Annotated in this window: 11 protein-coding genes; 6 read left to right on the top strand and 5 right to left on the bottom strand. The window is 70.3% G+C overall.

The window, feature by feature from the left end; translation table 11 throughout:
* The first annotated feature begins 21 nt into the window (after positions 1-21).
* From HEB94_RS06390 to HEB94_RS06400, 3 genes are read left to right on the top strand one after another with little or no spacing between them, the layout of a single operon-like run.
* Positions 22-1098, top strand: a complete 1077-nt coding sequence (locus HEB94_RS06390; RefSeq protein WP_192749049.1) for a COG1470 family protein — start codon at positions 22-24, stop codon at positions 1096-1098.
* Between the two features lie 24 nt (positions 1099-1122).
* Positions 1123-1620, top strand: a complete 498-nt coding sequence (locus HEB94_RS06395; RefSeq protein WP_192749050.1) for a hypothetical protein — start codon at positions 1123-1125, stop codon at positions 1618-1620.
* Positions 1621-2397 (top strand): hypothetical protein, encoded by a 777-nt coding sequence (locus tag HEB94_RS06400; protein ID WP_192749051.1) that lies wholly within the window; start codon positions 1621-1623, stop codon positions 2395-2397.
* A gap of 18 nt (positions 2398-2415) precedes the next feature.
* Here the strand turns inward: HEB94_RS06400 and HEB94_RS06405 are convergent, their stop codons facing one another.
* Entirely contained in the window at positions 2416-3891 is a 1476-nt protein-coding gene (locus HEB94_RS06405; protein WP_337917492.1) for an LCP family protein, read from the bottom strand.
* A gap of 559 nt (positions 3892-4450) precedes the next feature.
* On the opposite strand from HEB94_RS06405, the gene HEB94_RS06410 reads away from it, so the two are divergent.
* Complete coding sequence (locus HEB94_RS06410) at positions 4451-5242, top strand: caspase family protein (RefSeq protein WP_273377672.1); 792 nt, start codon at positions 4451-4453, stop codon at positions 5240-5242.
* A 10-nt stretch (positions 5243-5252) separates the two neighbouring features.
* Here the strand turns inward: HEB94_RS06410 and HEB94_RS06415 are convergent, their stop codons facing one another.
* The 4 genes from HEB94_RS06415 to HEB94_RS06430 all read right to left on the bottom strand — a co-directional run bounded on the left by HEB94_RS06415 (position 5253) and on the right by HEB94_RS06430 (position 9778).
* A complete protein-coding gene (locus HEB94_RS06415) occupies positions 5253-5699 on the bottom strand; it encodes a DUF3995 domain-containing protein (protein WP_192749053.1) in 447 nt (148 codons plus the stop codon).
* Positions 5700-5761: 62 nt separating this feature from the next.
* Complete coding sequence (locus HEB94_RS06420) at positions 5762-6241, bottom strand: SRPBCC family protein (protein WP_192749054.1); 480 nt, start codon at positions 6239-6241, stop codon at positions 5762-5764.
* On the bottom strand, positions 6238-6795 hold the full coding sequence (locus HEB94_RS06425; protein ID WP_192749055.1) for an RNA polymerase sigma factor: 558 nt from the start codon (positions 6793-6795) through the stop codon (positions 6238-6240). The genes HEB94_RS06420 and HEB94_RS06425 overlap by 4 nt, the downstream gene beginning before the upstream one ends.
* A 220-nt stretch (positions 6796-7015) precedes the next feature.
* Positions 7016-9778, bottom strand: a complete 2763-nt coding sequence (locus HEB94_RS06430) for a LuxR C-terminal-related transcriptional regulator (protein ID WP_192749056.1) — start codon at positions 9776-9778, stop codon at positions 7016-7018.
* 214 nt (positions 9779-9992) lie between these two features.
* Between HEB94_RS06430 and HEB94_RS06435 the strand changes: the two genes are divergently transcribed.
* Both HEB94_RS06435 and HEB94_RS06440 read left to right on the top strand, forming a co-directional pair.
* Complete coding sequence (locus HEB94_RS06435; RefSeq protein ID WP_192749057.1) at positions 9993-11051, top strand: questin oxidase family protein; 1059 nt, start codon at positions 9993-9995, stop codon at positions 11049-11051.
* Positions 11052-11122: 71 nt separating this feature from the next.
* Positions 11123-11545 (top strand): SRPBCC family protein, encoded by a 423-nt coding sequence (locus tag HEB94_RS06440; RefSeq protein ID WP_192749058.1) that lies wholly within the window; start codon positions 11123-11125, stop codon positions 11543-11545.
* Positions 11546-11553 lie beyond the last annotated feature (8 nt).

Genomic DNA, 11553 nt, shown 5'->3' on the forward strand with positions numbered 1-11553 from the left:
GTACGGGAACAGGGGTTCACGATGACATGGGCGATCACCTCCGCGGCCGAACGGGCCGAGCTACGCCCCGACCACACCGTCGAGGTCAGCTTCACCGTCACCAACAGCGGGGCCGTCACCGACGAGGCGGTCTTCGACGTCGTGCCCGGTGACAACGCGGCGGCGACCTGGTTCAGCGTCCAGCGCCCGCACGAGCGGGTCGAGCCGGGGAAGTCGGTGACGTTCCTGGCCGCCGTGGCGATCCCGCCGGACACCGCGGCCGGCTCGTACTGGTTGCAGGGCCGGGTCTACTCCGCCAGCAACGCACCGGAGGAGAGTTCGGTGCTGAGCAACCGGGTGACCTTCGAGGTGGAGGCCGCACCGGTGCGCAAGGCCAGGCCGTGGTGGCTGCTCGCCGTCGCCGGGCTCGTGGTCGCCGTCCTCGCCGTCGGCGGCTTCCTCCTGTTCCGCCCCAAGGACGTCGCGGTGCCCGACCTGACCGGGGCGAAGACGACGCTGGCGCAGGCGAGGGAGAAGCTCGAAGGGGTGGGACTCACGCTGGGCACGGTGCGGTATCGCCAGCAGCCAAGCGATGCCGGCAGCGTTGTCCAGCAGTCCTTGACACCCAACAGGGACGTCGGCAAGGGCACACCGGTCGACCTGATCGTCGGGGTCAGCCTGCCCGCTCCGACCCTGCAGTCGCCGGGCAACGGTGAGTCCATCACGGTCGACCAGGCGATCCCTCCACTGACGTGGAAGAAGGTCGAGCACGCGGCGAGCTACCTGGTCGACGTGCGCCGGGAAAGCTGCGCCTTTTTCTTCCTGAAGGACCAGCCTCGTCCGTGCAGCTTCGAGACGACGCAGCCGAAGCCGACCGACCAGACGTCCTTCACCCCGACCCTGTCCTTCGCGCCGGTCACGATCGACATCGATTCGAAGGCGACGATCGGCCCCGCTCCCGGAAAGGTCGGCCAGAACTACCGGACCAGCCAGCGGCTTGCGCCCATCATCCTCCGCACCTACAGCGGTCGGGTGCAGTGGCGGGTCACCGCGGTCGACGAGTTCGGCAACCCCGGCCCCCCGAGTGAGTTCGTCATCTTCACCAAGAAACTCACCTGACACCGGATGGTCGAGGGGGCCGACATGGGCAACGGACCGAAGATCGTGGTGGTGGTTCTCGTCGTGCTGGTCGGAACGTTCGTGGCCGGCGTGCTCCTCCACCAGCGCGGCAACGACACCGCGACGGCCGGCACAGGTGGCGCCTCCGACCGGCTCACGACGGTGTACGAGCGCTGGTTCGGGGACGTGGCAGGCGTCGACCGGAAGGACCTGCGCGCCGACTGCTTCGCACCCGACACCGGCGACGACGGCGACAACGCCGATCGCCTGGTCGTGCAGGGGGCCTGCACCCTCTGGGTCGAGCCGAGCCAGACGCGGCTACGGCTGGTGCGCCTGCACACGGTGGACGCCGGCGACGGCCTCACGGTGTCGAGCCGGGCACCGGAAAGCGACTTCGTCATCGAGGACGAGATCGGCGACGACAAGGACGTGAGGGTCGCGGTCGACGGCGAAGGAACCGGCATCGGGCTGGTCTGCGGGTTCGCCCGGACGTGTGTCCTCACCCTGACCGGGGAGGCGTAGATGGGCCGGCTTCGGGTGCCGTTCTTCGTCATCGCCCTGGTGGCGATGGGTCTGGTCGTCCTGGTCGAGGTCGCCTCGCCCCTCCTGCTCGGCGGCGGCTCGGCGGTCGGTGGGCTGCTCCAGGCCGCCACCGACCGCGGCCTGGAGGTGTCCGGCATCTCCGGTGTGGAGGAACCACCCGGACGGGCGATCGGCTACCTCGCCCTGGTCGACGTCATCGGCCTGTACAGCATCGGGCTGATGGCGGTCGGGCTGCTTCTGCCCGACCGGCTACACGGCCGGCTGCAGGGGATCGTGACGCTGGTCGGTTCGATCGTGCTCATCGTCGTCTCGGTCGTCGCGCTGATCGTGGCGTTGGTCGAAGTGCTGGTCATGGTGGCGCTGCTGAGCGCCGCACCGTTTGGGACGATGGCCTACCTCGCGCTGTGGGGCTTCTTCCCCCGCGCGGACGCGGCGGCGCTGTTGTCGCTGCTGATGTTCCTGAAGCTGGTCGTCGTCGTGACGCTGCTGCTAGCACACCAGCGGTTCCTGCAGAACAAGGGGCTTGTCCTGTTGCTCCTGACCTCTCTTGTCTGCAACGTGATCGTGGCGTTCCTGCACGGCCTCGTCCCGATCCCGCTGGTCTCCATCGCCGACGACATCGCCGCGATCGTCCTTTCCGTCGTGGCGATCATCTGGGCGCTCGTCCTTCTGGTCGGATCGATCCCCGCGATCGTGAAGGCCGTCCGGTCCACGCTCAGCGCCGCACGCGACATCCGACGGCCGGCCAGCCCGTAGGCGTGGGCGATTGTCTGCCTACGTCCCGTTCTGGGCTCTTGTCACGCGGGCTTCGGACGTCGCCGCGTCGCCTGACTGCTTGCCCTTGTAGGCGCACACGTCGTTCAGGCTGTCGGCCGACTTCGACCCCGAAGTCGACTTGGCGCTCTCCTTGATCGCGTTCTGGACCATGGACCTGATCAGCTTGTAGTCCGGGTTGGCGACGTGGATGACGTCGTTGGTGAACGCGATGTTGGTGAGGTTGCCCGTATCCTTGACCTTCAACGACAGGTCGACGAGGTTGGGCAGCACCTGCGCCGGGATGTCGGTCGTGATGATCTGCTTGGACGCGGCCGCGAGCTTCTCGTACCTGGTCAGGAAGTTGATGGGGTTGGCCTGGTCGACGATCGCCTTGATGACGCATCGTTGCCGCAACATCCGGTCCCAGTCGGCCGCACCGTAACGGCCACGGGCGAACCACAGCGCGGTCCAGCCGTCCATGTGCTGGTTCGGTCCCCGCTCGATGTAGCCCCACGGCTTGAGGTTCGCGTCGGCCTCGCCGCCGATCGCGACCCGCTCGTTGACGTTGACCGTGATCCCGCCGAGAGCATCGACCAGAGCCTCGAAGCCCTTGAGGTTGACCAGGGCGTAGTAGTCGATCGGCAGATTCAGCGCGCCCGAGACGGCCAGCTTCGTCGCCTGCGCACCCGGGTGTGGTCCCTTGAGGAGACCGGGATGAGCCTGGGGAACGTTCTCATAGATCGACGTGAGCATCCACTCCAGCTGGTCGCCCGCGCCGGCGTAGATTCCGCCCGGGTATGCCTTGGCGAGCACCGAGCCGGCTTCGAACGGAATCCTCTCCAGGTTTCGGGGAAGGCTGAACAACACGGTGTGACCGGTACGGGTGTCGATGCTGGCGAGGATGACCGTGTCGGTGCGGATTCCCACCCGGTCCGACCCGCCGTCGCCACCGAGCAACAACACGTTGACCCGGGTCCGACCGTTCCAGGGGTCGGCCGGCGCCCGGTTGGCCCGGCTGGTGCCTTGGTCGGGCGCGGGCGTGTCGACACCGGTGTCACGGCCGCCGGCCTGCTCGCTGCCGTCGGCGCCGCTGCGCGCGTTGTCGTTCGGGCTGGCCGGGGCGGCGAACACCGTCTGGATCAGGTCGCGTTGGGTCAGGGCGTACCGCCCACCCACCGCGAGGGGTGTCAGCACCGCCAGCGTCAAGACCCCGACGACCACGGAGCCGAGCAGGCGCTGTGGGATCGTCGCCGTGGTGGGCCGCACACTGCGGTACGTCGCGACGATCAGTGCCGTCCACACCACGGCCAGGCCGCACAGGGCCGCCGTCACCACGACCAGTGCGCGGGGCTGAACAGCCCAATGGAGAAGGGTCAGTCGTTCGTTCATGATCATGTAGGCGACCGCGGCGCACGAGGCCAACACGAGCACGTTGATGAGGCCGCCGACTTTGCGGCGCCCCGCGATCCACAAAACGACGCCTGGCAGGACCACCCCGAGTACTGTCAGACCCAAGGCCGCGCGAAACGACCACATCTTGTGTCGTGCGTGCTGGCCGGTTTCATCGGTCGACGACGAACCAGGGTGTGGCTCCATATTTTGGCGTGACATCGGTCTTCCCCCCGCTGAGAATTCCAGATGAATTCCCGGGGAACTTTCCGATAAACGCCACATCGGCCCACTCCAGCATGGAGCGACACTTTCGATACCTCCGCTGTGCGGTCCGCCTTCGACTCACGCCACCGCGAAGTTCCCGGCGAATGGCCTGCACGTCACTGTTCAGGGAATCTGTCGTGCGGTTGCCACAGAAACGCCCGAGGCGGGTCCAACGTCCTCCTCGGATCCGAGACAGATTCCTTCTCCGCCTCGTTTCCGTCTCGGGTTGTCGCGAGGCGATCGCCGGCGAAGCATTCACATCAGGCGACCACATGAGCCCGTATCGGACTGGGCGCCACCGGACAATGCCTCCCGCGACTCATGGAGGTGAGACCATGGCGAAGGGCATCTCCCTTCACATCGGACTGAACTCCGTCGATCCGGACCACTACGACGGCTGGGACGGAAGCTCGCCGCGTGTGAGCTCGACGCGAACGACATGCTCACGATCGCCGACGCGCGCGGGTTCGACAGTGACATCGTTCTCACCACCCAGGCGACGGCCGAGACGGTGAAGGACGCGATCCACGACGCCGCGCAGCGACTGGGGAACGGTGACCTCTTCTTCTGCACCTACTCAGGACACGGCGGTCAGGTTCCGGACCGCAACGGCAAGGAGGAACCTGACGGAATGGACGAGACCTGGGTCCTGTACGACCGTCAACTGGTCGACGACGAGTTGTACGCGATCTGGGGCGAGTTCGAGGCGGGCGTCCGCATTCTCGTGCTCTCCGACAGCTGCCACAGCGGGACGATGACCCGCGACGCCGCCGAGATATTCGAAGCCGTCGTGCCGATGATCGTCGAACGCGGGCTCATCGACGACGACAATCCACGAACGAAGTGCCTGCCCCGCAACGTCCAGGACGTCACCTACACCCAGCATCGCGAACTCTACGACGACATCCAGGCGACCCACCGGACAAGCGGCGACGTCGACCTCCAGGCCGCGGTGTTGCTGGTATCGGGCTGCCAGGACGATCAGCTGTCGTTGGACGGGCAACGAAACGGCCTGTTCACCCAGACACTTCGCCAGGTGTGGCACGACGGCCAGTTCTCCGGGCCCTACAGCCGGTTCCACAAGGAGATCGTCGCGCTCATGCCGCCGACGCAGACACCGAACCTGCTGCCGCTGGGTGGCGGTATTCAGCGTTTCGTGCGCGAGCAACCCATCGCCATTTCGCCGTGACCATGGTCGATCAACCGCTGGCGAGCACGACCGTGGCCGCACCTCCCAACGCCAGACAGACCGGGGTGTAGGCGATCAGGTTGAGCCGGTAGAAGGCGGTGTCACGGCTGGCCCCGATCCCCGCCGCCCAGACGATCCCGGCCCCACCGCGCACGAACGCGCCCGCGGCCACGGCGAGAGTCCCCACGGTCGGCACCCAGCCCGGGAGCCATCCAGGAAGCCACCCGCCCAGGAGGTCGGCCCTGGCCAGCACCAAGCCGGCGCCGCCGACGAGGACGACGATCAGGGGGAGGAGTACGCGCGGGGTGAACGGCACCTCGGCGTTGAGCACCACCCTCGACAGCGCCCGCACATCACGGGCGGGCCAGGTTCGACCGGTCAGCCAGTACACGTGGACGAGGGCATCCAGACCGAGGACCGCGGCCACCACGATCGCCGCCACTTCGTAGCTCTTCATACCTGGGAAGAGGCGGACGCCGGCCCGAACACTCCTGTGGCATGGGACACACCGCCTGAGGATCAGCCACCCGAGGTGTCGGGAGGAGCGAAGCGGGCCTCGAACCGGCGCAGGACGGCCCGGCCGAGCATCCGCTGCGCCGGCGCCAGCACCGGCCGCAGGATCCTCTTGCCCGGGAGACGCAGGCCCGCCAGGTAGCCGAAGCGCGTCTGGTCACCCTCGGGCACGGCGGCCATGCCGAAGACCAGCCAGCGGCTCTGCATCAGGCACCAGCCAGGGCGCAGGATCATGTCGAACGGCGCGCGCAGCCCGGACCGGCCCCGCACGACCGCCCGCATCCGTTCGCCGTCGCGGGTGAGGACGCGGATCGAGGCGACGTCTGGCACCAGACCAGGGAACTCCTTCTCCACGTCGCTGAGGGCCGACCAGACCTCCTCGAAACGGCGCGGGAGCACCGTCTCGGCGAGCAGGGTGCCGGGCAGCGACGCGTGCAGGACGCGGAGCCGGAGCAGGTCGTCGAGTTCACCGATCGGCCAGTTCACCGGCGGCCTCCTTCTGAGTGCCATGCCCGACGGAAACTCCGTCGGGCCCGGAACAGCCGCGACCGCACCGTGCCGGTCGGCACACCCAGGTGCTCACCGGCCGCCTGTTCGTCCAGACCTTCCAGGTCGCGCAGCATCAACACCGCCCGGTGCTCGGCAGACAGCCGGTCCAGCACGTCTCGGACGTCCACGGCCAGCGCCGGATCACCCGGTGCCGGAACGTCCACCAGGTCAGCGGGCGCGGACCGGGCGGGCTGCTTGGCGATCCGCACCGCCTCCCGCACGGCGATCACCCGTACCCAGCCGAACAGCGCCGCCGGGTCACGCAGATCCCCGAGCCGACGCAGCACCACGATCAGCGTCTCCTGAATCGCGTCCGGCGCGTCCTGCAACGCGATCGGCCCGCACAGCCGGCGCACGTAGGGCGTGACCGCGTCGAGGAGGTCGTGCATCGCGATCAGGTCCCCGCGCTGGGCCCGCCGTACGGTCGCGGCCAACCAGGCCGGATCGGCAGGAGCCGCCCCGGTCCGACGCTGGTCCGCGTCACCGTCCATCGAACCGCCGCTGGAACGCCACCACGCCAGGCAGCGTGCCGGTGTGCGTCCGGGCCCGTCTCCAGGTCAGCATCCGGGCCGCCACCTGGGTCCACATCCGCGCTCCTCTCGTGGCCGTTCACCCAAAGGAGGCGGCTCAACCCTCCTACGCTCCCCCGCGTGACGCACATCACTCCGCCACTCGGGGAGTCCCCACGCATGACCGGGCGACATCACCCGGTTAACGGGAGCGTTGTGCTTCATCCCGGGAGGCGACGCGCGCCAGGTCCCGGGTCTGCTCGAGTTCGAACCGCGCGCCGATCCGCTCCCATCCGGCAACGGAGGCGGCGAGGGCGTCCATGTCGCCGTGGAGCCGGCCGGTGGCGCGGGCGAGGCAGGCGGCCGCCCAGTCGTTCTGCTCGGCGGCGGGTGCGGCGGCAACCAGCCGTTCGGCAGCGTCGGGGAGCCCGGCCACCACGGCGAGTTCGGCCCCCACGGCGCGGGCGTAGGTCTCGTGCCGGCTCAGCGGGTAGGCGGCGAATGCGCGGGCGACCGGGCCCTCCGCGTCCGCGAACCGCCCCGTGTGGACGGCGAGGCGGGCCCGCACGAACACCGCGAACGGCGCCATCCCGGGGTCCTCGTCGACGTCGCCGTACCCGAGCACCTCGCCGGCCCGCTTCCACCACAGGGCGTGGTCGTCACCGCCGAGAAGTCCGTGGGCGAGGGCCACCGCGAGAACGCCGGGCGCCAACGCCGGCGCGACGGGACGGCCCGCGCGTTCCCAGCCCGCCCACATCCCGGGCGCCAGGTCGAGCGCCTCGTCGAAGTGGCCGCTCAGCACCAGCGCGGTGACCAGTGGGCTCAGCGACGCGTACGGGTGTTTCCCGATCAGGTCGTCGGTGTGCCCCAGCCGGGCGGCGGAGATCGCGGCGGGCAGGTCCCCGGCCGCGATGGCGTACTTCGCGACCATGTTCAGCGCGTCGGCCACCTCGACGCCGACGGCGGGATCGGTCCGCGACATCCCGCTCGTCAGGGCGAGCCGTTCACCGGCCACACGATGCGCCTGGCGCAGCCGCCCCGCCCTGGTCGCCGCGACACTGACCGCGTCGAGGCTGGCGCTGAGGACCACCGGGTCGCCCGTACGGCGCGCCAACGCGGCCGCGGTCTCCGCGAGTTCCGGGTCGGGTTCGAGCCAATGTGAACCCGCCGTCCACGCATCCGCCACGGCGATCGCCGCGCGTACCTCCGGCCGGCCCGGGTCACCGCACCCGCGCGCCTCCTCCAACAGCTGCTGGAGCCGATCGCGTGGGATGTCGTCGGCCGGGTCGCGATGAAACCTGGCGGCGATCTCGACCGCGCGGGCCAGCGCGATCGCCCGCGTGTCGCCGTCACCCGCGCGCCCCGCCTGCTCAGCACAGGCCAGCATCGACTCGAACGCCCGCGTCCCCGCGACACTGCCGACCGTGGCGGCCTCGGCCGCGCCGCGCCAGTCGCGGACCGCCTCAGCCGGGGTCGGCGCAAGCTCGGCCGCCCGCTGGTAGTGGTCGGCGGATTCGACCAGGAACCTGCGCGCGTAGGTCAGGTGCCCCAACGACCTCGCCAACCCGTGTGCGACCTCGTGCGGCCCGCCCCGCGGAACGGACCCCAGCGCGGCGCGCAGATCGTCCACGACGATGTCGAAGTCAGCTCGCCAGTCCCCATCCGCCCGGTCTGGATCCGTCCGGTCCGGATCCGCCCGGTCCAGCCGGGCCTCCAACGCCGTCGCGGTCGTCGCGGCCCACCGCAGGTGCCGCTGCCGGACGTCGGCCTCCTCCTCGTGCGCCCGCACCTGCTCCACGGCGAAGACCCGGATGGTCTCCAGCAGCCGCCACCTGCTCACGGGTCCCCGCTGGAGGACGAGCATGCTCTTCTGCGCCAACCGGCCGAGCAGGTCCACGACCGTGCTCGGCGAACCGGCCGGCGCCACCGACACCGCCGCGTCCAGGTCGAACGCCCCTGCGAACACCGCGAGGCAGCGCAACAACGCCCGCTCCTCCGGCTCGAGCAGGTCGTGGCTCCAGCCGATCATCGCCCGCAGCGAGCGGTGGCGTTCATGGGTGCCCCGACCCCCGGACAGCAGCCGCAGCCGGTCACCGAGTCCGGCCAGCAACCCGTCCGCGCCCAGGGACGCCGCCCGGGCGGCGGCCAGCTCGATCGCCAGGGGCATGCCGTCCAGCCGCGCGCAGAGCTCGGACACGATGCCCGGCTCGGCCACGAACTCCGGGGCGACGGCGTGCGCGCGTTCCTGGAACAGCGTCTCGGCGTCGGAGGCCAGCGGCAACGGCGCGACGGAGACCACGCGTTCACCGGGGACGGCCAGGCGCTCCCGGCTCGTCGCCAGCACCGTCAGCTCCGGGCAGTCGCCCATGACCCGCTCGACGAACTCCGCCGCCTCCTCCAGCAGGTGCTCGCAGTTGTCCAGGACCAGCAGGGACGGGCCCCGCCCCAGCTGCTGGACGATCACCTCCAACGGTGGCTGCTGGGCCGACCCGACCACCCCCAGCGTGGCCGCCACCGCCTGGGCGACGAACCCCTCCGCCACCGGCACCAGGTCCACGAACGCGCCGCCGTAGGGGAACGCCGGTGCGGCCGTCGACGCGATCACCGTCGCCAACCTCGTCTTGCCGACACCCCCCGGCCCCACCAACGACAGGAGCCGGCGGTCGCGGAGTTCGGCGAGGATCGCGTCGCGTTCCAGGTCGCGACCGATGAACGTGGTGCGGGGCTGGGGCAGGCCGGGTAGCCGCCCGGGCCGCGGCGCGGCCTCCTGCGTAGGCCCGGCGATCGACGCCAACGCCGACCGGTCGGCCACGCCGTACTTGCGCAGCAGCGACGACACGTGGCTCTCGACGGTACGGACCGAGATGTGCAGCCGGCTCGCGATCTGGGCGTTCGACAGCCGCGTCCCCAGCAGGGTGAGGACCTCGGTCTCGCGCCTGGAAAGCTCCGCCGGCTGGGCAGTCACCTGGCCGAGTATCCCCGATGGGCCGCATCGTTTCGGACCAGCCGCGGGCGTGGTTTCTCGCACGCCATACCTGCTCCACCCGTTGTGGGTCAGTAGTGGACATCCGTGGGCGACATCCGTGCTGGATCCGTGCTGGATCCGTGGTCACCACGGATGCCCTGCCACCCTTCCTGGCCGCAGGATTCCTGCTGTCAGGACCGACAGAGAGGCGAAGATGGACGGCGGCAACCTCAACGAAGCGTACGAACGGTTCCACCGCACCGGCCCGGAGTGGGGCGAGAACCAGCTCACCAACCACGGGCCCATGGCCGCCGAGGTCCTCGTGCGCCGCGGCCACGGCGCGCAGCTGACCGGATGGGTCGACGCGTACGCCCGCCGGCTCGACGACCTGCCGGCCCCCACCAACCCCGTCACCGACCTCAACTGGCGAACGGCCCTCGGACAGCGGCGGCGGCTCGCCGACTGGACCACCTACTTCACCCACCAGCTCGACGAAGCGCCGTGGCGGGACGTGCTGGCCACCTGGTGGCCGCGCCTCCTCCCGGGCATCGTCGCCGGGACGACGCACGGCGTGATCCGCGTCGGGCACGTCGTCCGGGTGCTCCTGGTCGGTGTCGAGAACCCGCAGGCACTCACCGAACTCGCCCACGGCCTGGCGTTCTGGGCGGCCTGGTCCCAGCCGGTGCCCCCGGCCGCGGCACCCGCCGGGGTCCTCGACCCTCTTCGCGCACTCGACGCGTTGCCCCGCATCCCCGACCAGCAGGGCAACGTCGCGGCCAGGTTGGGTCAACTGGCCGAGGTCGGCGCCTGGTCGGCCTCGGTCGCCGCACTGCGACCCGCGGCCGACGCGGAGGATGCCCGCACCCGCCTGACCGACCTGGTCACGGGAGCGACGCTGCGCTACCTCACCCACGGCCACGCCAGCCCCGTGCTGCTCGTGCACACCGCGACCGCACCGAACGCCGTCCTGCACACCCTCCCGGCGCTGCCCGAGACGCTGTGGGCGCCGAGCCTGACCGCCGTGTGGACGGCCGTCGCCGCGGTCTTCGCCGCCTACGCACCGACGGACCCGTTGCCCGCCTCGGCCCTCCCGGTCCCGGCCACCCCGACCGGCGCCGCCGTCGCCGACGTCCTGGACCGGGCGGTCGACCACGGCGACGAGCACGTCATCAAGTTCACCGACACCGCCGCCGAGGTCTACACCCGCACCGGAGACACCCGTGCGCTCGACGCGGCCGTCCACGCCAGTGGCCTCATCGCCGCCGGCCGCTGACCCCGGACACCATCAGCTCCCCCCACCCGACCCGGGAACCACGACAACCAACAACAAGAAGGAGACCCACGATGACCGAGAACGCCGGATACCCCTACACGCTCACCCGCACCCTGGACGTGCCGGTGGCCGCCGTGTGGAAGGCGTGGACCGACCCCGAGCAGTACACCGTGTGGGCACACGCGGTGCCGGGATCGGTGGAGATGGACGTACGACCGGGCGGCGCGTGGAAGGCCGTCATGTCCACGCCGGGCGGTGACTTCCCGCTCGCCGGTTCCTTCCTCGAGGTCAAGGAGAACGAGCGTCTGGTGCTCGCGATGGGCGCCCCCGACGAGCCCCACCCGGCGGTGATGGACGCGGACTTCACCGCGCAGGGCGAGCAGACCACGCTCGTGGTCAGCCAGACCTGCGCCAGCGAGGAGGAGCGCGACATGACCCAACAGGGCAGCACCATGCTGCTCGACGGACTCACCGCGTTCCTGCACAAGTCCTGACCCACACC

Source organism: Actinopolymorpha pittospori (assembly GCF_014873875.1).
GTDB classification, from domain to species: domain Bacteria; phylum Actinomycetota; class Actinomycetes; order Propionibacteriales; family Actinopolymorphaceae; genus Actinopolymorpha; species Actinopolymorpha pittospori.

Coding starts and splice junctions, on each gene's coding strand:
- HEB94_RS06390 (WP_192749049.1), top strand. CDS start 22: ATGACATGGGCGATCACCTCCGCGGCCGAACGGGCCGAGCTACGCCCC.
- HEB94_RS06395 (WP_192749050.1), top strand. CDS start 1,123: ATGGGCAACGGACCGAAGATCGTGGTGGTGGTTCTCGTCGTGCTGGTC.
- HEB94_RS06400 (WP_192749051.1), top strand. CDS start 1,621: ATGGGCCGGCTTCGGGTGCCGTTCTTCGTCATCGCCCTGGTGGCGATG.
- HEB94_RS06415 (WP_192749053.1), bottom strand. CDS start 5,699: ATGAAGAGCTACGAAGTGGCGGCGATCGTGGTGGCCGCGGTCCTCGGT.
- HEB94_RS06425 (WP_192749055.1), bottom strand. CDS start 6,795: ATGGACGGTGACGCGGACCAGCGTCGGACCGGGGCGGCTCCTGCCGAT.
- HEB94_RS06435 (WP_192749057.1), top strand. CDS start 9,993: ATGGACGGCGGCAACCTCAACGAAGCGTACGAACGGTTCCACCGCACC.
- HEB94_RS06440 (WP_192749058.1), top strand. CDS start 11,123: ATGACCGAGAACGCCGGATACCCCTACACGCTCACCCGCACCCTGGAC.